General features: G+C 69.0%; 22 protein-coding genes. 20 read left to right on the forward strand and 2 right to left on the reverse strand.

Features of this window, described 5'->3' with window-relative positions:
* Positions 1–140: 140 nt before the first annotated feature.
* The gene (locus tag F624_RS0110360; RefSeq protein WP_019574232.1) at positions 141–1,124 is read left to right on the forward strand and encodes a PDDEXK nuclease domain-containing protein; all 984 of its coding nucleotides are present in this window, start codon (positions 141–143) and stop codon (positions 1,122–1,124) included.
* An 8-nt stretch (positions 1,125–1,132) separates the two neighbouring features.
* On the opposite strand, the gene F624_RS33375 is transcribed toward F624_RS0110360, so the two are convergent.
* Positions 1,133–2,014 (reverse strand): glycosyltransferase family 32 protein, encoded by an 882-nt coding sequence (locus F624_RS33375; protein WP_019574233.1) that lies wholly within the window; start codon positions 2,012–2,014, stop codon positions 1,133–1,135.
* A 47-nt stretch (positions 2,015–2,061) separates the two neighbouring features.
* Positions 2,062–3,501: an NAD-dependent succinate-semialdehyde dehydrogenase gene (locus tag F624_RS0110370; protein WP_019574234.1), complete on the reverse strand. Its 1,440-nt coding sequence runs from the start codon at positions 3,499–3,501 to the stop codon at positions 2,062–2,064.
* Positions 3,502–3,786: 285 nt separating this feature from the next.
* Between F624_RS0110370 and F624_RS0110375 the strand changes: the two genes are divergently transcribed.
* From F624_RS0110375 to F624_RS0110465, 19 genes are all read left to right on the forward strand, one after another.
* Entirely contained in the window at positions 3,787–4,059 is a 273-nt protein-coding gene (locus F624_RS0110375) for a cupin domain-containing protein (RefSeq protein WP_019574235.1), read from the forward strand.
* Between the two features lie 458 nt (positions 4,060–4,517).
* The gene (locus tag F624_RS0110380; protein WP_019574236.1) at positions 4,518–5,594 is read left to right on the forward strand and encodes a hydrogenase small subunit; all 1,077 of its coding nucleotides are present in this window, start codon (positions 4,518–4,520) and stop codon (positions 5,592–5,594) included.
* A gap of 27 nt (positions 5,595–5,621) precedes the next feature.
* Positions 5,622–7,478: a nickel-dependent hydrogenase large subunit gene (locus tag F624_RS0110385; RefSeq protein WP_019574237.1), complete on the forward strand. Its 1,857-nt coding sequence runs from the start codon at positions 5,622–5,624 to the stop codon at positions 7,476–7,478.
* A gap of 58 nt (positions 7,479–7,536) precedes the next feature.
* Complete coding sequence (locus tag F624_RS0110390) at positions 7,537–8,109, forward strand: HupE/UreJ family protein (protein WP_157443405.1); 573 nt, start codon at positions 7,537–7,539, stop codon at positions 8,107–8,109.
* 38 nt (positions 8,110–8,147) lie between these two features.
* Positions 8,148–8,897 (forward strand): Ni/Fe-hydrogenase, b-type cytochrome subunit, encoded by a 750-nt coding sequence (cybH, locus tag F624_RS0110395; RefSeq protein ID WP_019574239.1) that lies wholly within the window; start codon positions 8,148–8,150, stop codon positions 8,895–8,897.
* 4 nt (positions 8,898–8,901) lie between these two features.
* Positions 8,902–9,528, forward strand: a complete 627-nt coding sequence (locus tag F624_RS0110400) for a HyaD/HybD family hydrogenase maturation endopeptidase (protein WP_019574240.1) — start codon at positions 8,902–8,904, stop codon at positions 9,526–9,528.
* A 4-nt stretch (positions 9,529–9,532) separates the two neighbouring features.
* The gene (locus F624_RS0110405) at positions 9,533–9,862 is read left to right on the forward strand and encodes a HypC/HybG/HupF family hydrogenase formation chaperone (RefSeq protein WP_019574241.1); all 330 of its coding nucleotides are present in this window, start codon (positions 9,533–9,535) and stop codon (positions 9,860–9,862) included.
* Entirely contained in the window at positions 9,859–10,365 is a 507-nt protein-coding gene (locus F624_RS0110410) for a thioredoxin domain-containing protein (RefSeq protein WP_027476506.1), read from the forward strand. Before F624_RS0110405 ends, F624_RS0110410 begins: the two co-directional genes overlap by 4 nt.
* 12 nt (positions 10,366–10,377) lie before the next feature.
* The gene (locus F624_RS0110415; RefSeq protein ID WP_019574243.1) at positions 10,378–11,244 is read left to right on the forward strand and encodes a hydrogenase expression/formation protein; all 867 of its coding nucleotides are present in this window, start codon (positions 10,378–10,380) and stop codon (positions 11,242–11,244) included.
* Entirely contained in the window at positions 11,241–11,480 is a 240-nt protein-coding gene (locus F624_RS0110420) for a rubredoxin (protein ID WP_019574244.1), read from the forward strand. The genes F624_RS0110415 and F624_RS0110420 overlap by 4 nt, the downstream gene beginning before the upstream one ends.
* Positions 11,481–11,496: 16 nt before the next feature.
* Positions 11,497–12,177: a [NiFe]-hydrogenase assembly chaperone HybE gene (hybE, locus tag F624_RS0110425; RefSeq protein ID WP_019574245.1), complete on the forward strand. Its 681-nt coding sequence runs from the start codon at positions 11,497–11,499 to the stop codon at positions 12,175–12,177.
* Positions 12,174–13,307, forward strand: coding sequence for a hypothetical protein (locus F624_RS0110430; protein ID WP_019574246.1), 1,134 nt, complete (start codon positions 12,174–12,176; stop codon positions 13,305–13,307). Before hybE ends, F624_RS0110430 begins: the two co-directional genes overlap by 4 nt.
* Complete coding sequence (locus F624_RS0110435; protein WP_019574247.1) at positions 13,300–13,647, forward strand: hydrogenase maturation nickel metallochaperone HypA/HybF; 348 nt, start codon at positions 13,300–13,302, stop codon at positions 13,645–13,647. The genes F624_RS0110430 and F624_RS0110435 overlap by 8 nt, the downstream gene beginning before the upstream one ends.
* Positions 13,648–13,715: 68 nt before the next feature.
* Positions 13,716–14,699: a hydrogenase nickel incorporation protein HypB gene (gene hypB, locus F624_RS0110440; protein WP_425387282.1), complete on the forward strand. Its 984-nt coding sequence runs from the start codon at positions 13,716–13,718 to the stop codon at positions 14,697–14,699.
* A 28-nt stretch (positions 14,700–14,727) separates the two neighbouring features.
* Positions 14,728–15,918: a Kae1-like domain-containing protein gene (locus F624_RS0110445; protein ID WP_019574249.1), complete on the forward strand. Its 1,191-nt coding sequence runs from the start codon at positions 14,728–14,730 to the stop codon at positions 15,916–15,918.
* Positions 15,891–16,172, forward strand: a complete 282-nt coding sequence (locus F624_RS0110450) for a HypC/HybG/HupF family hydrogenase formation chaperone (protein ID WP_019574250.1) — start codon at positions 15,891–15,893, stop codon at positions 16,170–16,172. The genes F624_RS0110445 and F624_RS0110450 overlap by 28 nt, the downstream gene beginning before the upstream one ends.
* On the forward strand, positions 16,169–17,314 hold the full coding sequence (gene hypD, locus F624_RS0110455) for a hydrogenase formation protein HypD (protein WP_019574251.1): 1,146 nt from the start codon (positions 16,169–16,171) through the stop codon (positions 17,312–17,314). The genes F624_RS0110450 and hypD overlap by 4 nt, the downstream gene beginning before the upstream one ends.
* Before the next feature lie 26 nt (positions 17,315–17,340).
* Complete coding sequence (gene hypE, locus F624_RS0110460; protein WP_019574252.1) at positions 17,341–18,390, forward strand: hydrogenase expression/formation protein HypE; 1,050 nt, start codon at positions 17,341–17,343, stop codon at positions 18,388–18,390.
* 88 nt (positions 18,391–18,478) lie between these two features.
* On the forward strand, positions 18,479–19,924 hold the full coding sequence (locus F624_RS0110465) for a sigma-54-dependent transcriptional regulator (protein WP_031254659.1): 1,446 nt from the start codon (positions 18,479–18,481) through the stop codon (positions 19,922–19,924).
* The last annotated feature ends 2 nt before the right edge of the window (positions 19,925–19,926 follow it).

Below are 19,926 nucleotides of genomic sequence, written 5' to 3' on the forward strand. Positions count from 1 at the left end.
TCCTACACTCGTTTGTCAAAACTCAAACGAAGGCCTGTGGCCCGATGGGAAGGATGGCGATGGCAAGCACTCAAAAGACGCGTCGCAAGACAGCCCTCTCAGCGGGGACCCCAGGCCACATCGAGCACGACTACGGGGCCTTGCTGGCCGAGGTGAAGACACGCATCCAGTCGGCACAACACGCGGCCTTGCGCGCAGTCAACACCGAGTTGGTCGGCCTGTACTGGGACATCGGGCGTTCGATTGTGGCGCGGCAACAGGTTGCAGGGTGGGGCAAGGCCGTGGTGGCCCAGCTGTCGACCGACCTGCAGGCGGCCTTCCCCGGCGTGGGTGGCTTCTCCATCCAAAACCTCTGGTACATGCGCCAGCTGTATCAGGAATACAGCACAAGTCCAAAACTCCAACCGCTGGTTGGAGAAATAGGCTGGGCACACAACCTGCTGATCCTGTCACGTTGCAAAGACGCGCAACAACGCGAGTTCTACCTGCGCATGACGCGCAAGTGGGGCTGGTCAAAGAACGTGCTGGCCCACCACATCGATAACCAGAGCTATGAAAAATCGCTGCTCGGGCAGACCCATTTGGAAAAGACACTGCCCCGGTCATTGCACGCCCAGGCCAGCCTCGCCATGAAGGATGAATACCTGTTCGACTTCCTGGATTTGGGCGAACAACACAACGAGCGCGCGCTGGAGCGCGCCCTCATGGCCCGCATCGAAGACTTTCTGCGGGCCATGGGCGGCATGTTCGCCTTCATGGGAAGCCAGTTTCGACTGGAGGTCGCCGGCCGTGAGTTCTTCATCGACCTGCTGCTCTTTCATCGACACCTGCGCTCGCTGGTCGCCATCGAACTGAAGATCGGGGAGTTTGAGCCAGAGTTTGTCGGCAAGATGCAGTTTTACCTGGCGGCACTCGATGCCCAGATACGGCATAAGGACGAAAACCCGTCGATCGGCATCATCCTGTGCAAAGAAAAACGGCGCACGGTTGTGGAATACGCCTTGCGCGATGCGCGCAAGCCGATTGGCGTGGCCACCTACGAAATCACCAAGACCTTGCCCAAAAATCTACGCGGCCAGTTGCCCTCGCCCGAAGCCATTGCGCGCCTGCTGGACAAGTTGTGACTTCTTGATCAGCCCTGGGCCTGCCGCCGCCGCGCCACCCGCTGCCGGTTGAGGATGCGCAGGCGCTCGGGCACGGCGGCCAGCAGGGCCTCGCCGGCATGGCGCAGGCGACGGCCCAGGGGCCAGGCCGGGTCGGCCAGCACCACCGGGGCGGTGAGTTCGCTGTAATGCCGGCGCCCAGACAGCTGCATGTGCGAGGTCTCGCGCGCCAGCGTGGTGTAGCGCAGGCCCACCTCTTGCGCCACGATGCAGCGGTGCGGATGCAGCGCCAAGACCGGGGCCAGGGCCTGGGTGTAGGCAATGGGGCCGGTCACACGCAGCACGCCCATCTTGCCCACGCCCTCGCGCAGCGGCGAGTACTGCTCGATGCGCTGCAGCACCTGGTGCAGCACGGCGCCCAGCAAGGGGTGGCGCGGTGCAGCGGCCAGAAACCACTGGATGTACTCGCCACCCACGGTGTGGGCCAGCTCGGGGTGCACGGTGTCACCGCCATCGCCCACCAGGTAGGTGTCATCGGGCTGCAGCAGCGCATCGAGCGGGCCTTGCAGGCCGCTTTTCTGGTCGAAGTACACGCCGCCCATCACATACAGCGCGAAGTAGCGGAACAGGTCGGCCCGCGCCGGGCCATAGGCCGGGTTGAGGCGCTGGTAGGCCGCCTGCAGCCGGGGCGTACCCCAGGCCTGGATGAACTCGGCCTGGCGCCGGTCGTCCATGATGTGCTGCTCCCAGCCCGGGTTTTGCGCCTGCAGCTGCTGCAGGTTGCGCTGGATCGATTCCGGCAGTTGCCCGGCGTCGGGCACGCAGTGGAAGATCTTGCGGCTGATCCGCCCCGGCGTGTCGGGCAGGGGGGCGTGGGTCAGGTCGTCGGAGTCCGGGTGGGGGCGGGTCATAGCGCCGTGATTCTGGCAGCTTTCGGCCCCGCCCCGATCCAGCGTGCTCAGGCGTTCATCACCGCCACCGAGCGGGTGTTGAGGTAGGCCTCCATGGCCTCCGGGCCGCCTTCCGAGCCGTAGCCCGAATCCTTGATGCCGCCGAAGGGCATTTCGGCCGAGGGCATGGCCGGCATGTTGACCCACAGCATGCCCACCTCCACCTTGCGCGACAGCAGGTCGGCGTTCTTGAGCGAGCGCGTGAAGGCGTAGCCCGCCAGGCCGAAGGGCAGGCGATTGGCTTCAGCGATGGCGTCTTCCAGGGTGTTGAAGCTGCGGATGGCGGCCATGGGGCCGAAGGGCTCGTCATTGAACACCTTGGCGTTCAGCGGCACGTCGGTCAGGATGGTGGGCTGCCAGAAGTTGCCGGCCTCGCCGATGCGGGCGCCGCCATAGGCCACGGTGGCGCCTTGCTGCACGGCGTCCTGGGTGAACTCGGCCATGGCGGTCACGCGGCGCGGGTTGGCCAGCGGGCCCATCTGCACGCCTTCGTCACGGCCGTTGCCCACCTTGAGCGACTGGGCGTGCGCCACCAGGGCGGCGGCAAAGTCGTTGGTGATGCTTTCATGCACCAGGAAACGGGTGGGCGAGATGCAGACCTGGCCCGCGTTGCGGAACTTGGCCGCACCGGCCGACTTGACCGCCAGGGCGATGTCGGCGTCCTCGGCCACGATCACCGGGGCGTGCCCGCCCAGCTCCATGGTGACGCGCTTCATGTGCTGGCCGGCCAGCGCGGCCAGCTGCTTGCCCACCGGGGTAGAACCGGTGAAGGTGATCTTGCGGATCACCGGGTGGGCGATCAGGTAGCTGGAGATCTCGGCCGGGTTGCCATAGACCAGGCCCAGCACGCCCGCGGGCAGGCCGGCGTCGGCAAAGGCGCGGATCAGCTGGGCCGGTGCGGCCGGGGTTTCCTCGGCGGCCTTGACGATCATCGAGCAACCGGTGGCCAATGCTGCCGCCAGCTTGCGCACCACCTGGTTGATGGGGAAGTTCCAGGGCGTGAAGGCCGCCACCGGGCCCACCGGGTCTTTCAGCACCATCTGGCGGATGGCCAGGTTGCCGCGCGAAGGCACGATGCGGCCATACACGCGCAGGCCTTCATCGGCAAACCATTCGATGATGTCGGCCGCAGCCAGGGCCTCGACCTTGGCCTCGGGCAGGGGCTTGCCCTGCTCCTGGGTCAGCAGCACGGCGATGTCGCTGGCGCGCTCGCGCATCAGGGCGGCGGCGCGGCGCATGACCTTGTTGCGCTCGATGGCGGGGGTGTCACGCCAGAGGGCAAAGCCGTCCTGAGCGGCCAGCAGGGCCTGGTCCAGATCGACCCGGCTGGCGTGCGCCACACGGCCGATTTCCTGGCCGGTGGCCGGGTTGAAGACGGCCAGGGTCTTGCCGTCAGCGGCGTCCAGCCATTGGCCACGGATGAAGAGTTGGGTGTTGGGGTAGGTCATGTGCGGCTCGGGGTCATGAGGGTTCACAGAAAACAGGAAGCCGGCCGCCCAGGCAGCAGCAAGGCCGGCGCCAGGGCCGCCCGCTCACCCGGCAACGGGTGCGCGCTTCTTGCAAGCTGCTGAGTATGCCGGCTTGCCGGCTTTTCTGCAGGACGCGGCCAACAGCCCGGCGTGGGGCTGCGCCAAGTCAAGCATTTGCGCCCTATTTCGGACATAGGGTCATTCAATAAGACGAACGGTTGTGGCACCCGATAATTTCACCCACCCCACCGACCAGGAGCCCGCATGCCCGAGACCTTTGAACACTTTCGCGACCAGGCCCTGGCCGAGGGCGCGGTCGAGGTGCTGGAGCGCCGCTGGGAACCCCTGCAGGTGGTGCCCCTGCACACCCACCCCTTTGAAGCCAGGGCCCTGGTGACCGAAGGCGAGATGTGGTTGACGGTGGACGGCCAGACCCGCCACCTGCGGGCGGGCGACCGCTTTGAACTGGCGCCGAACGTGCCGCACGACGAGCGCTATGGCGCGCAGGGCGCGGTGTACTGGGTGGCGCGGCGCTGAATCGCGCGCCCAGCCACACCGACACACCGACGCGCAGGCCGCCATCGCACCCCATGCCCGGGTTGGCAGCCCGGGGGCGGCGCGCCGGGTGCCGACTCCAGCCGCCAGGCCCGGCTCCAGGGCACAGCACAGGCCCGCAAAGGTGAGGCGGGGTGCCTCATGGCCCCTGAAAAGTCACCACTGCCAGTGATCAACCACCTTCCGATTTGCCCTCATCCCCGGAAGACAACCATCCACCTCGCCACCAGCCGATTTCAAAAGAGAAAATTCAGGCGCTGATTTTTCTTTGAATATCAAACACTTGCAGAAGCATCCTAGGGAAATCCCGTAAAACCCACGGGTCTGGCGCGTGATTTGCGCTGTATCAACACCTGCCACTTCTTTGCACAGGTGCTTGCCTGCAGGACCACCGGCAAAACCGGTCGGGTCCCCCCAAACAGCCTAGGAGACTCTCCCCCATGGAAACCTTTTACGAGGTCATGCGCCGCCAGGGCATCTCGCGCCGCAGCTTTCTGAAGTACTGCTCCCTCACCGCCACCTCGCTCGGCCTGGGCCCGGCCTTCGTGCCCCAGATTGCCCATGCCATGGAGACCAAGCCCCGCACGCCCGTGCTGTGGCTGCACGGCCTGGAATGCACCTGCTGCTCCGAGAGCTTCATCCGCTCGGCCCACCCGCTGGCCAAGGATGTGGTGCTGTCGATGATCTCGCTGGACTACGACGACACCCTGATGGCCGCCGCCGGCCACCAGGCCGAGGCCATCCTCGAAGAGATCATGACCAAATACAAGGGCAACTACATCCTGGCCGTGGAAGGCAACCCGCCGCTGAACCAGGATGGCATGAGTTGCATCATCGGCGGCAAGCCCTTCATCGAACAGCTCAAGCACGTGGCCAAGGATGCCAAGGCCGTGATCAGCTGGGGTTCCTGCGCCTCCTGGGGCTGCGTGCAGGCGGCCAAGCCCAACCCGACCCAGGCCACCCCGGTGCACAAGGTGATCTTCGACAAGCCCATCATCAAGGTGCCGGGCTGCCCGCCCATCGCCGAGGTGATGACGGGGGTGATCACCTACATGCTGACCTTCGACCGCATTCCCGAGCTGGACCGCCAGGGCCGCCCGAAGATGTTCTACAGCCAGCGCATCCACGACAAGTGCTACCGCCGGCCCCACTTCGATGCCGGCCAGTTTGTCGAGCACTTCGACGACGAGTCCGCCCGCAAGGGGTATTGCCTCTACAAGGTGGGTTGCAAGGGCCCCACCACCTACAACGCCTGCTCCACCGTGCAATGGAACGGGGGCACCAGCTTCCCGATCAAGGCCGGCCACGGCTGCATCGGCTGCAGCGAAGACGGCTTCTGGGACAAGGGCTCGTTCTATGAGCGCCTGAGCAACATCCCGCAGTTCGGCATCGAGGCCAACGCGGACCGCATCGGCGCCACCGCCGCCGGCGCCGTGGGGGCCGCCGTGGCCGCCCACGCGGCCGTCTCGGCCATCAAGCGCGCCACCCAGAAGCAAGACACCAGCCCAACCGCCTGACACCAGGCCAGAACAGGAAGACAAGACATGGGTGCTTACGAAACTCAAGGCTTCAAGATGGACAACTCGGGCCGCCGCATCGTGGTCGACCCGGTGACCCGCATCGAAGGCCACATGCGCTGCGAAGTCAACGTCGACAGCAACAACGTGATCCGCAACGCCGTGTCCACCGGCACCATGTGGCGTGGCCTGGAGGTGATCCTCAAGGGCCGCGACCCACGCGATGCGTGGGCCTTCGTGGAACGCATCTGCGGCGTGTGCACCGGCTGCCACGCCCTGACCTCGGTGCGTGCGGTGGAAGACGCGCTGGGCATCGTCATCCCCAAGAACGCCTACCTGATCCGCGAGATCATGGCCAAGACCCTGCAGGTGCATGACCACGCCGTGCACTTCTACCACCTGCATGCGCTCGACTGGGTGGACGTGGTCTCGGCCCTCAAGGCCGACCCCAAGAAGACCTCGGAGCTCCAGCAACTGGTCTCGCCGTCGCACCCGCTGTCTTCGGCCGGTTACTTCCGCGACATCCAGAACCGCCTGAAGAAGTTCGTCGAAAGCGGCCAGCTCGGCCCCTTCATGAATGGCTACTGGGGCTCCAAGGCCTATGTGCTGCCGCCCGAGGCCAATCTGATGGCCGTCACCCACTACCTGGAAGCGCTGGACCTGCAAAAGGAATGGGTCAAGGTCCACACCATCTTCGGTGGCAAGAACCCGCACCCCAACTACCTGGTCGGCGGCGTGCCCTGCGCCATCAACCTCGACCACGACGGCGCGGCCGGTGCCCCGATCAACATGGAGCGCCTGAACTTCGTCGAGGCCCGCATCCAGGAGATGATCGACTTCAACAACAAGGTCTACATCCCTGACGTGCTGGCCATCGGCACGCTGTACAAGCAGGCCGGCTGGCTGCACGGCGGCGGGCTGGCCGCCACCAATGTGATGGACTACGGCACCTATGAAAAGGTCATGGGCGACGCCCGCACCCGCCAGCTGCCCGGGGGCGCCATCCTCAACGGCAACTGGGACGAACTGCACGAGGTGGACCCGCGCGACCCCGAGCAGGTGCAGGAGTTCGTGCCCCACAGCTGGTACCAGTACGCCGACGAGACCAAGGGCCTGCACCCCTGGGACGGCGTGACCGAACCCAACTACGTCCTGGGCGACAAGACCAAGGGCACGCGCACCCACATCCAGGAAATCGACGAAAGCGCCAAGTACTCGTGGATCAAGTCGCCCCGCTGGCGCGGCCATGCCGTCGAAGTCGGCCCGCTGTCGCGCTACATCCTGGCCTACGCCCACGCCAAGAAGGGCCACGCCCATTGCCAGCGCGTGAAGGAGCAGGTGGACTTCTCGGCCAGCATGATCAACAGCGGCATCCCCAAGGCCCTGGGTCTGCCCGAAACCCAGTACAGCCTCAAGCAGTTGCTGCCCACCACCATCGGCCGCACGCTGGCGCGCGCCCTCGAGTCGCAGTACTGCGGCGAGATGATGTACGACGATTTCAAGGAACTGGTGGCCAACATCAAGGCGGGTGACACCAGCACGGCCAACGTCGAGAAATGGGACCCTGCCACCTGGCCCGCCGAGGCCAAGGGCGTGGGCACCGTGGCGGCACCACGGGGGGCGCTGGGCCATTGGATCCGCATCAAGAACGGCCGCATCGAGAACTACCAGTGCGTGGTGCCCACCACCTGGAACGGCAGCCCGCGCGACAACAAGGGGCAGATCGGCGCCTTCGAGGCCAGCCTGCTGAACACCCCCATGGTCAACCCGGAGCAGCCGGTGGAGATCCTGCGCACCCTGCACTCCTTCGACCCCTGCCTGGCCTGCTCCACCCACGTGATGAGCCCGGACGGCGCTGAACTGACCAGCGTCAAGGTGCGCTGAACACCCCGCCCGGCAACGACGACCAACGACCTCCGGAGACAACGCAATGAAGACACTGATGCGCCCCCTCATTCCCGGCCTGGCCCTGCTGGCGGCCGGCGCCGCCCAGGCCCACCCCGGCCATGGCGTGCAAGACCTGGCCCAGGGGCTGGCCCACCCCTTCCTGGGCCTGGACCACCTGCTGGCCATGCTGGCGGTGGGCGTCTGGTCCGCCGTGGCCCTGCCTGCCGGGCAGCGCCTGCTGGGGCCGGCCGTGTTCCTGCTGAGCCTGCTGGCAGGCGCGATGCTGGCCCTGGTGAACCCGGTCCTGCCCGGGCTGGAGGTCGCCATCGCGGCCAGCGTGGTGCTGATGGGCGCGCTGCTGCTGTGGGGCCAGCGCACCGGCGTGCGGCTCGGGCTGGCCGCCGTGGCCGGTGCCGGCCTGCTGCACGGCCTGGCCCATGGCGCGGAAGCCGGCGCGGGCGGGCTGTGGATGGGCTACGCCTTGGGCTTTGTGCTGAGCTCCGCCCTGCTGCATGGCCTGGGCCTGCTGACCGGCCAGGCGCTGACCCGGGTGCCGAGCTGGGTGCGCCAGGGCCTGGCCACGCTGCTGGCCGGCAGTGGCGGCCTGATGCTGCTCGGCCGCCTCTGAGGCGGCCTCTCCCCTCACTTTGATGAACGGGTACCACCATGTCATCCCCATCTGCCAACGAGGTTCCGCTGACGCCCGTCTCGGCCAGCGAAAGCCCAGCCGACGCGCTGCAGGTCGCCCAGGCCCGTGCGCTCAAATCGGTCTATGTCTACGAGGCCCCGGTGCGTGCCTGGCACTGGGTCAACGCCCTGGCCATCACGGTGCTGGCCATCACCGGCTACCTCATCGGTTCGCCACTGCCCACGGTCAGCGGCGAGGCCAGTGAGCACTTCATCATGGGCTACATCCGCTTCGCCCATTTCAGCGCCGGCTATGTGCTGGCCATCGGTCTGCTGGGTCGGGTGTACTGGGCCCTGGTGGGCAACCACCATGCGCGGGAACTGTTCTGGGTGCCCATCTTCCAGAAAGCCTACTGGCGCGAGATCGGCGTGCTGCTGCGCTGGTATGGCTTTCTCAATGACCGACCGGGCAAGTACGTGGGGCACAACCCGCTGGCCCGCTTCGCGATGGTCTTCGTGTTTCTGCTCACCACGGTGTTCATGATCGTGACCGGCTTCGCGCTGTATGCCGAAGGGGCGCAACGCGGCTCCTGGGCCGACAAGCTGTTCGGCTGGGTGATTCCCCTGTTCGGGCAATCGCAGGACGTGCACACCTGGCACCACCTGGGCCTTTGGGTGCTGGTGGTGTTCGTGATCATCCACGTCTACGCCGCGATCCGCGAAGACATCATGGGCCGCTCCAGCGTGGTCAGCACCATGATCTCGGGCCACCGCACCTTCAAGGACTGAGGCCGTGAGCGACGCCCCCCCAATCCTCTGCGTGCTGGGCATCGGCAACGTGCTGTGGGCCGACGAGGGCTTCGGCGTGCGCTGCGTCGAGGCCCTGCACCGGCGCTACGAGTTCGCCGACCAGGTGCGCCTGATCGACGGCGGCACCCAGGGCCTGTACCTGATCCAGCACGTGCAGGCCGCCTCGCGCCTGCTGATCTTCGACGCCATCGACTACGGGCTGCCGCCCGGCACCCTCAAGGTGATCGAGGGCGACGAGGTGCCCGCCTTCATGGGGGCCAAGAAAATGAGCCTGCACCAGACCGGCTTCCAGGAGGTGCTGATGCTGGCCAAACTCACCGAGCAGTTTCCACAGGAGGTGGTGCTGCTGGGCTGCCAGCCCGAAGAGCTGGACGACTACGGCGGCAGCCTGCGGCCCCGGGTCAAGCAGGCCCTGGAAGACGCCCTGGCGTTGGGCCTGGACAGGCTGCGCCAGTGGGGCGCCCAGCCCCGGCCGCGCGACACACCGCTGCCCGATCACGAAGCCATCACCTTTGCCGAGCTGGCGCTCAACCGCTACGAAGCCGAACGCCCGCCCGAGGCGCTGGCCTGCCGGGTCGGTGACGAGCGCTTCATGCCGACCGGAGCCTGATCCCATGTGCATCGGCATCCCCATGCAGGTCGTTCGGCTGGAGCCAGGCCACGCCCTGTGCACCGGCCCCGGCGAGTTGCGCCGCGTGCGCACCGCCCTGATAGGCCCCTGCCAGCCGGGCGATTGGCTGCTGGTCTTCATCGACAGCGCGCAGGAGATCCTGTCGCCCGAGCGGGCGCGCGAGATCCACGACACCCTGGCCTTGATGCAGGCGGCGCTGGCCGGCGAGGCCTGCGCCGAACCGGCCTTTGCCCTGCCCTCGAGCCTGAGCCGGGACGAACTGCTGGCCCTCTCGGGCCGCCCCGCCCTGCCCACCACCGGAGAACCCGTTTGAGCACCGACACCCCCTCTTTGCCCGTGAACCTGGTCCGCCTGCCCGTGCAGGCCCCGGTCACGCCGGCCGACACCCCGGCCCTGGTCGAGCGACTGATCACGCAGTTCAACGGCCAATGGGTCGACGAGCACAACCTGGACACCTGGGCCGCCGCCGGCGGCGACCGCGTGCTGCTGTTCACCGGGGACACCACCCGCTTCCCCGAAGGCCTGGATGTGGCGGTGGTGTTGCCGGAACTGCAGCAAGCCCACGCCGGGCGCTTCCAGATCGGCGTGGTGCCCCGTGCCAGCGAGGAACGGCTGGCGCGCCGCTTCGGCTCGCAACGCTGGCCCACCCTGGTCTTTCTGCGCGATGGCGGCTATGTGGGCGCCCTGAGCGGGATGCTGGACTGGGAGGATTTCGTGCGCGAAGTCGGCGCCACCCTGGCGCGGCCGATCAGCCGCGCCCCCGGCGTCGGCATTGCCGTGGTCTCGGGCGACGCTGCTGCCTCCCACTGCCATTGAAAGGGCTGCCGCATGAAAGACTTTCCGATTCCCGTCGTGGGCCTGGGCCCCGGCAGCCAGAGTGAAGAAGACACCCTGGACTACATGCCCATGCCCCAGGGCATGAGCACCTTCCACGCCCCACCGCTGCCCGAACCCGAGGACGTGGCCGATCGCGTGGGCGCGCACCGGGTGCTGCAGGCGGCCCTGAGCGCCCTGGCCGAAGTGCGCCACGGCGGCGCCAACCAGCGCCTCAGCCTGAACCAACTCGACGCTGCCGACCGGCAACTGGTGAACCAGGTGCTGGGTGAAGGCGAGGTCAGCGCCCGGGTGACCCCGCTGGGCGACGAGCCCACTGAGATCAACGTGCAGGAGTCCGTGTTCGCGGGCGTGTGGCGGGTGATCCGCTCGGTCCATGGCGTGCCGGTGGATGACCAGATCGAACTGGGCCCCATCCCCGAGGCCTTGCGCGAGGCCGCACAGCAGGACTGGCGCCCGGCACTGCCCGAATGGGCCGGCGCCCTGCCCCCGAATGTGCAGAACGCCCCCGCCGTGCTGGCCGAGATCGAAGACCACATGCAGGACTGGCAAGCCGGTCAGCCCGCCCATGTGGTGAACCTCACGCTCTTGCCCATGACGGTGGAGGACATCGGCTTTCTGGACCACCACCTGGGCACGGGGCGGGTGCTGATCCTGTCACGTGGCTACGGCAACTGCCGCATCACCAACACCTGCCGGCCCAACGGCTGGCGGGTGGTGTACTACAACTCGGCGGACACCGTGATCCTCAACACGGTGGAGATCACCGCCCTGCCCGAAGTGGCACTGGCCGCCCCGGAAGACCTGCAGGACTCGCATGAGCGCCTGCAGGAGGTGCTGCACTGGGTGGTGCAGGCATGAGCACCGGCAACGCCGCCCGCTTCGAAGGCAGCTACCTCGGAGACGCCGCCCGCCTGGCGCCGGGGGCGCGGCTGGAGTGCAAGATCTGCTGGTGGGTCTACGACCCGGCCCAGGGCGACCCGGTCTGGCAGATCCCGCCGGGCGTGGCCTTCACCGCGCTGCCCACGCACTGGCGCTGCCCGAACTGCGACGGCGACGCCGACCAGTTCATGGTGCTGGACGACGCCCCCCACTGAGACCCGCTGAGACCTGATGGTGCACGACATCCGCCACCCGCCCGATGCTGCCGCGCTGCTGCAGGCGCGCAGCCGCGCCCTGGCCTGGCTGTTCGAGGAGATTGCCCGCCACCGCATGGCCGGCATCCCCGTGCTGCACCCCTTGCTGCGGGTGCAGGCCCTGGGCTTTGAATGCGCACCGGCCGGGCCTGAGCCCCTGGGCGCGCAAGCGGCCCCCCCCAGGGGCGCGGTCACGCCGGGCCAGCCCGGCCGGCCCTCGGAGCACGGCAACCCCGCCCCGGCGCCTGAAGCCGGCGTGGGCGTGCTGATCACCCCTTGGTTCATGAACCTGGTCTGGCTGCCCCTGCAGCGCCAGGACGCGCCGCGGCATCCGGGGCGCAAACAGAGCCGCCAGATCGGGGGCGCTGACTTCGAGTTCATCTCGGCCTGGGACGACACCCTGGGCGCCTACGAAGCCTGCTCGCTGTTCTCACCGATGTTCGCCTTTGCCGACCATGCCGCCGCACAGGCCACGGCCCAAGAGGTGCTGCGGGTGCTGCGCCAAGCCACGGCACCGCAGGCCGGGGCTGACGCCAGGCCCACCGCAGGGAACACAGGGAACGCAGGCATCGCACGCGCCGCCTCCACCGAGGGGGAGGCGGCTGCCCCCATGCCGGCACGCCGGGCCTTTTTTCTGGGCCGGGGGGCCAGCGCATGAGCGAGCACCTGCCGCCCCCGGGCCTGGCCGGCCACCTGCGCCTGCGGCCGGGCCGGGCGCGCCCGGACAACCTGCACAGCACCCGCCAGGACTGGCTGGCGCGCCTGGCCCCCGGCCAGCCGGCTGACCAGTTGCCCGCGCTGGCGGGGCGGCTGTTCAGCCTGTGCGGGCAGGCCCAGCGCCTGTGCGCCAGCCTGGCCGTGCAGGCCGCCTGCGGCCAGCCGGCCGGGGAAGACCACGCCCAGGCCCTGGCCGCGCTCCATGAGGAAACCCTGCGCGAACACCTGCGCCGCATCCTGCTGGACTGGCCACGCCAATTGGGAGGCGAACCGGCCCACGCGGTGCAGGCCGCGAACGCATTGGCCAGCTGCCCGGCGCTGAGGCGCCCAGGATCGGGCCTGGGCGAGCTGCCGCAGTGGCTGGCCCATCACCTGCTGGGCCAGCCCGCCGAGCGCTGGCTGAGCGCCTGGGAGCTGCGCCCCGAGACCCATCTCAGGCAATGGTGCGACACGCACGACGGCTGGCTGCCCCGCCTGCTGGGCCAGGCCCGTGCCTGGACCGACCAGGCCCAGGCCGCCTGCCCGCTGCTGCCCTGGCCGGACGAGGCCGCTGCCCAGGCGCTGGCCCGGCGGCTGGCGACAGAGCACCGCTTCAGCAGTCAACCCGACTGGCAAGGCCAGTGCGCCGAAACCGGCCCCTGGAGCCGCCGCCACACACACCCTGCTCAAACCCTGGCCCCGGCAACGCCCTGGCTGCGCCTGGGCGCCCGGCTGGCCGAATTGATTCGCCTGGCACTGCCCGACGAGGCAGGGCGCTGCGGCCGCGGCTGGTTGCAGACCGCGCAATGGCCCATCGGCCCGGGCGAAGGGCTGGCCGCCGTGGAGATGGCGCGGGGCCTGCTGGTGCACCGGGTGCGCCTGAGCCGGGCCGACACGCAGGCCCGTGTGCTGGACTGCCAGGTGCTGGCGCCCACCGAGTGGAACTTCCACCCCCGGGGGTCGGTGGCCCAGGCGCTGGAAGCCTGGCCCGCCCATGGCGCGTCAGACCGGGTGCAGGCCCAGGTCCAGGCCCTGATCTGCGCGTACGATCCGTGCGTGAGTTATGAGATGGAGGCCCCCCAGCATGCATGAAGCCAGTCTCGCCGGAGGCATCCTCCAGCTGGTCGAAGACGCAGCCCGCCGGGAAGGCTTCCGACGGGTCACCCAGCTGCGCCTGGAAGCCGGCCAACTGGCCGGCGTGGAGGCCCGCGCGCTGCGCTTCGCCCTGGAAGCCCTGGCCCCGGGCACGCTGCTGCAAGGCGCGCACGTGGTCATCGAAGAACCCCCGGGTCAGGCCTGGTGCCTGCCTTGCGGCCTGACCGTGGCCCTGGCCCAGCGTGGCCAGGCCTGCCCGCATTGCGGGCACTTTCAGCTCCAGCCCACAGGCGGCACCGAATTGCGCGTGCTGGACCTGCAGGTGGAAGACGACTGAGCCCCGCCGCCACACGAGCCCGCCCTGCCCCCCACCCCGACATCACGAACCACCCCGAGGAGAAGCCCATGTGCGTCGTCTGCGGTTGCGCCAGCACCGCCTCCCCAAGCCAGGACCCTGCCCACCAACATGCCCACGGGCATGGCCACATGCATGGTCACATGCACGGTCACAGTCAGGGCCACGGCCATCACCACAGCGATGGCCCCGCCCCCACTCAGGCCCCCACCCAGGCAGAAACCGCGGCCGAGCCCCCGGTGCAGGTCAACGCCCTGACCGGTGACCTGCACTTTGGCGCCGGCGCGGCACGCGTGTCCGTGCCCGGCATGAGCCAGGCCCGGGCCATCAAGCTGGAGACCGACATCCTGGGCGAGAACAACCGCATCGCCCGCCTCAACCGCGCCCACTTCGAGGCCCATGGCGTGACGGCACTCAACCTGGTCTCCAGCCCGGGCTCGGGCAAGACCACGCTGCTGTGCGCCACCATCGAAGCCCTGCGTCGGCGCGAGCCGGGCCTGCAGGTGGCCGTGATCGAGGGCGACCAACAGACCAGCTTCGATGCCGACCGCATCCGCGCCACCGGTGCACCGGCCGTGCAGGTCAACACCGGCAAGGGCTGCCACCTGGACGCCCCCATGGTGGCGCAGGCGTTTGCCCAGTTGCACAGCCACGATCACGCCCACCACGGTCATCACGACCACGACCACCATCACGCTCACGCCCAAACGCACAGCCTGCTGTTCATCGAAAACGTGGGCAACCTGGTCTGCCCCGCGGTCTGGGACCTGGGCGAGGCCGCCAAGGTCGCCATCCTGTCGGTCACCGAAGGCGAGGACAAGCCGCTCAAATACCCCGACATGTTTGCCGCCGCCCAGCTGATGATCCTCAACAAGGTCGACCTGCTGCCCCACCTGCGCTTTGATGTGGCGCGCTGCATCGCGGCCGCGCGCCAGGTCAACCCGACCATCGAGGTCATCAAGCTGTCGGCCAGCACCGGCCAGGGCATGGACGCCTGGCTGAACTGGCTCAGCTGCGCCAGGGTGCCCGCCTGAACCCAGCGCTTTTGCCTGCGATGACCCCGTGACGCCTCCCGACCGCACCGCCCCCCAGCCCACCGTGCTCGCCTGCGGCGCCTGGCTGAAGAACCGCGCCTGCCTGCTCGGCCCGCAGGGCCTGCAGTGGTCCGCCCCACATGGCGACCTGAGCGACCCGCAGGCCTGCCATGCCCTGGAGGCCTCGGCCCGGGGCCTGGCGGCCCAGGCGCGCCACCGTGTGCAGGCGGTGGCGCACGATCTGCACCCTGATTTCTTCAGCACGCGGCTGGCCGTGCGCCTGGCCCACGAATGGGAACTGCCTGCGGTCGGGGTCCAGCACCACCATGCCCACATCGGGGCGGTGATGGCCGAACATGGGCTCGATCAGCCGGTGCTGGGCCTGGCCCTCGACGGCGTGGGGCTGGGCACCGATGGCGGCGCCTGGGGCGGCGAGCTGCTGTGGGTGAGCCCCGGCGAATGGCGCCGCCTGGGCTCCCTGAGCCCCATCGCCCTGCCCGGTGGCGACCGGGCGGCCCGCGAGCCCTGGCGCATGGCGGCAGCCGCCCTGCACGCCCTGGGCCGACTGGACGAGGTGCCCGGGCGCTTCGCCGCCCCGGCCGGCGAAGCCTGTGCGCGCGGGGTTCACACCCTGCTGCAACGGGGACTGAACTGCCCGCCCACCAGCAGCACCGGGCGCTGGTTCGATGCGGCCGCCGGCGCGCTGGGCCTGAGCATTCATCAAAGCGACGAGGCCGAGGCCGCCATCCGCTTGCAAACCCGCGCCGAAGCCTGGCTGGCCCAGCACGGCCCGCAGAGCCTGCCCACCTCGCCGGCGCTGCCGGTCTCGCTGAGCGGTCTGGACCTGCGCCCCCTGCTGGCCGAGTTGCTGGACACACCGCAGCTCGACGCCCCCCGAGCCGCGGCCCACTTTCACCGACAGCTGGCCCGGGGCCTGACCGACTGGGCCACGCTGGCGGCCGAAGCCACCGGCACCCGCTCGGTGTGCCTGGGCGGCGGCTGCTTTTTCAACCGCCTGCTCACCGAGCAGCTGAGCGAGGGGCTGCGCCAGCGCGGCCTGAGCGTGTACCGCGCGCTGAACCACTCCAGTGGGGACGCCGGTCTGGCCCTGGGCCAGGCCTGGGTGGCCGCCCACCAGATCCGGACCAGCGCCCCCCCGACCGAACCCGAAACCGCCCCCGAAAGCCAGCCATGTGCCTTGCCCTGCCAGCCCTCCTGATCGACATCCATGACGACCTTCAGGCCACCGTCGATCTGGGCGGTGTGCGCAAGACCATCTCCATCGCCCTGGTGCCGGATGCGCAGCCGGGCGACTACGTGATCGTGCACGTGGGCAACGCCATCGGCCGCATCGACCCCGAAGAGGCCGCCCGCACCCTGGCGCTCTTTGAGGAGATGGCCCACCTGAACGTTGAGCTGAACGCTCCGTTGGACACCCCCCTGCTCGACACCGAAACACCGCTCAGCCCATGAAATACATCGACGAATTCCGCAACGGCGATCTCGCCCGCCAGATCGCCCAGCGCCTGGCCAGCGAGGCCGACCCCGCCCGCCGCTACCACTTCATGGAGTTCTGCGGCGGGCACACCCACGCGATCTCGCGCTATGGCGTGGCCGAGCTGCTGCCCCCCAACGTGCGCATGGTGCATGGCCCGGGTTGCCCCGTCTGCGTGCTGCCCATCGGACGGGTGGACATGGCGATCCGGCTGGCCTTGCAGCATGGCGCCATCGTCTGCACCTACGGCGACACCCTGCGGGTGCCGGCCTCCGATGGCCTGTCGCTGATGAAGGCCAAGGCCCGTGGCGGCGACATCCGCATGGTGTACTCGGCCGCCGACGCCCTGGCCATTGCGCGCCGCAACCCCGAGCGCGAGGTGGTGTTTTTCGCCATCGGCTTTGAAACCACCACCCCACCCACCGCCCTGGTGATCACACAGGCCAAGGCCGAGGGGCTGCTCAACTTCAGCGTGCTGTGCTGCCATGTGCTCACGCCCGCGGCCATCACGCACATCCTGAATTCGCCCGAGGTGGCCCAGTACGGCACCGTGCCGCTGGACGGCTTTGTCGGCCCGGCGCACGTGAGCATCGTGATCGGATCGGCCCCCTACGAGCCCTTTGCGGTGGGCTACCGCAAACCGGTGGTGATCGCGGGCTTCGAGCCGCTGGACGTGATGCAGGCCATCCTGATGCTGGTGCGCCAATGCAACGAAGGGCGCGCGGTGGTCGAGAACGAATTCACCCGTGCGGTGGACCGCCACGGCAATCGCCACGCCCAGGCCCTGATGGCCCAGGTGTTCGAGCACCGGCCCAGCTTCGAGTGGCGCGGCCTGGGCGAGGTGCCCGACAGCGCCTTGCGCATCCGCGACGCCTATGCCACCTTCGACGCCGAGCGCCGCTTCGACCTGCCCTACCGGGCCGTGGCCGACAACAAGGCCTGCGAATGCGGGGCGATCCTGCGCGGGGTGAAAAAGCCCACCGACTGCAAGATCTTCGGCACCGTGTGCACCCCCGAGAACCCGGTGGGCTCGTGCATGGTCTCCAGCGAGGGCGCCTGCGCCGCACACTATTCCTACGGGCGCTTCCGCGACATCGCGATCGTCGCCGAATCGGCCTGATAAAAAGCCCCAAGGACCTGCCCCCCATGAGCCTGCGCAAAGACTACATCCGCCCCCTGGACATCCGCCACGGGCGCATCGACATGAACCACGGCGCCGGCGGGCGCGCCAGCGCCCAGTTGATCGAAGAGTTGTTCCTGCCCGCGCTGGACAACGCCTTTCTGCGCCAGGGCAACGATGGCGCCACCCTGCCCCTGCCCCCGGCCGGCCGCCTGGTCATGAGCACCGACGGCCATGTGGTGTCGCCGCTGTTTTTCCCCGGCGGGGATCTGGGCGCCTTGAGCGTGCACGGCACCCTCAACGACGTGGCCATGATGGGCGCCACGCCGCTGTACCTGTCGGCCAGCTTCATTCTGGAAGAGGGCTTTGCGCTGGCCGATCTGCAGCGCCTGGTGCAAAGCATGGGCCGGGCTGCACGCGAGGCCGGGGTGCCCGTGGTCACTGGCGACACCAAGGTGGTCGAACGCGGCAAGGGCGACGGGGTCTTCATCAGCACCACCGGTGTGGGCGTGGTGGCACCGGGCATCGATGTCAGCGGCGCCCATGCGCGGGCCGGCGACGTGGTGCTGCTGTCGGGCCCGATCGGCGAGCACGGCGTGGCGGTGCTGTCGCAACGCGAGTCGCTGGCCTTCGAGACCGCCATCCTGTCCGACAGCGCGGCCCTGCACACCCTGGTGGCCGACATGCTGCAGGCCGCACCGGGCCTGCACGTGCTGCGCGACCCGACCCGCGGTGGGCTGGCCACCACCCTCAACGAGATCGCCCGCCAGTCCGCCGTGGGCATGGTGCTGGAAGAGGCGGCCATCGAAGTGCTGCCCCAGGTCGAGGCCGCCTGCGAGCTGCTGGGCCTGGACCCGCTCTACATCGCCAACGAAGGCAAGCTGGTGGCGATCTGCGCCCCCGATGACGAGGCGGCCGTTCTGGCGGCGATGCGCGCCCACCCCCTGGGCCGGCGCGCCACGCGCATCGGCACGGTGAGCGCCGACCCGCACCATTTCGTGCAGATGAACACCCGCTTCGGGGGCAAGCGGGTGGTGGACTGGCTCAGCGGCGAACCGCTGCCACGCATCTGCTGAAGGCTCGCCAGCCCCCGGGAAAACAGCCCTGTGACCAGGCTGTGCCCCCCTTTACAATCCGCCAGCCCGCCCCACCACGACACCCACCATGAGCTCCACTGAATTGCTTCCCCTTGTGCTGGTGGTGGACGACGAGGTGCGCTCGCAGGAGGCGCTGCGCCGCACGCTGGACGAGGAGTTCCGGGTCCTGACGGCCAGCGACGCCGACGCCGCCCGCCGGCACATGGAGCAGCACGAGGTCAGCGTGGTGCTGTGCGACCAGCGCATGCCCGGCCTCAGCGGCGTGGGCTTTCTCAAGGAAGTGCGCGAACGCTGGCCCGACACGGTGCGCATCGTGATCTCGGGCTACACCGATTCGGAAGACATCATCGCGGGCATCAACGACGCCGGCATCTACCAGTACATCCTCAAGCCCTGGGTGCCCGAACACCTGCTGGGCACGGTGCGCAACGCGGTGGAGACCCAGGCCCTGCAGCGTGACACCCACCGGCTGCACCTGGAGTTGCGCAGCAGCACACCGGTGCTGCGCCAACGCGCCAGCGCCAAGCTCGACCGGGCCCGGGCGGTGTTTGACTTCGACCGCATCGAACGCGCCCCCGGCAGCCCGCTGGACGCGGTGTGCGAAGTGGCGGCCCGGGTGGCCCGCTACGACATCAGCGTGCTGGTGCTGGGCGAGTCGGGCAGCGGCAAGGAGTTGCTGGCACGCGCCATCCATTACGCCAGCCCGCGCTCCAGCGGGGCCTTCGTGGTGGAGAACTGCGCCGCCATCCCCGACACCCTGCTGGAGTCCGAGCTGTTCGGCCACAAGCGTGGGGCCTTCACCGGGGCCTATGAAGACCACCCCGGCCTGTTCCAGCGCGCCCATGGCGGCACGCTGTTCCTGGACGAGATCGGCGAAACCTCGCCGGCCTTCCAGGTGCGCCTGCTGCGCGTGTTGCAGGAGGGCGAGGTGCGGCCCGTGGGGGGCGCCCGGCCGATGCCGGTGAACGTGCGGGTGATCGCCGCCACACACCGCGACCTGGAGCAGCGCGTGCGCGAGGGCCTGTTCCGGGAAGACCTCTACTACCGCATTGCCGGGGTCAGCCTGACCGTGCCGCCGCTGCGCGAACGTGCCGGCGACATCGCCCTCATCGCGCACCGCCTGGTGAGCGACATCGGCGCCGAGCTGGGCCGCCCCGGGGTGCGCCTGAGCGACGAGGCGCTGGGCTGCCTGATGGCCTACCCCTGGCCGGGCAACATCCGCGAACTGCGCAACGAGATCGCCCGCGCCGTGGCGCTCAGCGACCGCGAGATGCTGGGCGCCAGCGCCCTGTCCAGCCGGGTGCTGCACGGGGCCGCGGGGCGCAGCAGCGCCATGCCCTCCGGCCTGCCCAGCGCGGGCACGCTGAGCGAGCGCCTGGACGCGATCGAGGCGGTGATCCTGCGCGAGGCCCTGCTGCGCCACCGCTGGAACAAGACCCGCACCGCCACCGAGCTGGGCCTGTCCCGGGTCGGCCTGCGCAGCAAGATGGCCCGCTTCGGCCTGGAAGGATGACC

This window comes from Curvibacter lanceolatus ATCC 14669 (assembly GCF_000381265.1).
Taxonomy (GTDB): domain Bacteria; phylum Pseudomonadota; class Gammaproteobacteria; order Burkholderiales; family Burkholderiaceae_C; genus Curvibacter; species Curvibacter lanceolatus.

Bases quoted from the DNA above. Each gene is read 5' to 3' on its own strand.
- F624_RS33375 (WP_019574233.1), bottom strand. From the start codon at position 2,014: ATGACCCGCCCCCACCCGGACTCCGACGACCTGACCCACGCCCCCCTG.
- F624_RS0110370 (WP_019574234.1), bottom strand. From the start codon at position 3,501: ATGACCTACCCCAACACCCAACTCTTCATCCGTGGCCAATGGCTGGAC.
- F624_RS0110375 (WP_019574235.1), top strand. From the start codon at position 3,787: ATGCCCGAGACCTTTGAACACTTTCGCGACCAGGCCCTGGCCGAGGGC.
- F624_RS0110380 (WP_019574236.1), top strand. From the start codon at position 4,518: ATGGAAACCTTTTACGAGGTCATGCGCCGCCAGGGCATCTCGCGCCGC.
- F624_RS0110385 (WP_019574237.1), top strand. From the start codon at position 5,622: ATGGGTGCTTACGAAACTCAAGGCTTCAAGATGGACAACTCGGGCCGC.
- F624_RS0110390 (WP_157443405.1), top strand. From the start codon at position 7,537: ATGCGCCCCCTCATTCCCGGCCTGGCCCTGCTGGCGGCCGGCGCCGCC.
- cybH (WP_019574239.1), top strand. From the start codon at position 8,148: ATGTCATCCCCATCTGCCAACGAGGTTCCGCTGACGCCCGTCTCGGCC.
- F624_RS0110405 (WP_019574241.1), top strand. From the start codon at position 9,533: ATGTGCATCGGCATCCCCATGCAGGTCGTTCGGCTGGAGCCAGGCCAC.
- F624_RS0110415 (WP_019574243.1), top strand. From the start codon at position 10,378: ATGAAAGACTTTCCGATTCCCGTCGTGGGCCTGGGCCCCGGCAGCCAG.
- F624_RS0110420 (WP_019574244.1), top strand. From the start codon at position 11,241: ATGAGCACCGGCAACGCCGCCCGCTTCGAAGGCAGCTACCTCGGAGAC.
- hybE (WP_019574245.1), top strand. From the start codon at position 11,497: ATGGTGCACGACATCCGCCACCCGCCCGATGCTGCCGCGCTGCTGCAG.
- F624_RS0110430 (WP_019574246.1), top strand. From the start codon at position 12,174: ATGAGCGAGCACCTGCCGCCCCCGGGCCTGGCCGGCCACCTGCGCCTG.
- F624_RS0110435 (WP_019574247.1), top strand. From the start codon at position 13,300: ATGCATGAAGCCAGTCTCGCCGGAGGCATCCTCCAGCTGGTCGAAGAC.
- hypB (WP_425387282.1), top strand. From the start codon at position 13,716: ATGTGCGTCGTCTGCGGTTGCGCCAGCACCGCCTCCCCAAGCCAGGAC.
- F624_RS0110450 (WP_019574250.1), top strand. From the start codon at position 15,891: ATGTGCCTTGCCCTGCCAGCCCTCCTGATCGACATCCATGACGACCTT.
- hypD (WP_019574251.1), top strand. From the start codon at position 16,169: ATGAAATACATCGACGAATTCCGCAACGGCGATCTCGCCCGCCAGATC.
- hypE (WP_019574252.1), top strand. From the start codon at position 17,341: ATGAGCCTGCGCAAAGACTACATCCGCCCCCTGGACATCCGCCACGGG.
- F624_RS0110465 (WP_031254659.1), top strand. From the start codon at position 18,479: ATGAGCTCCACTGAATTGCTTCCCCTTGTGCTGGTGGTGGACGACGAG.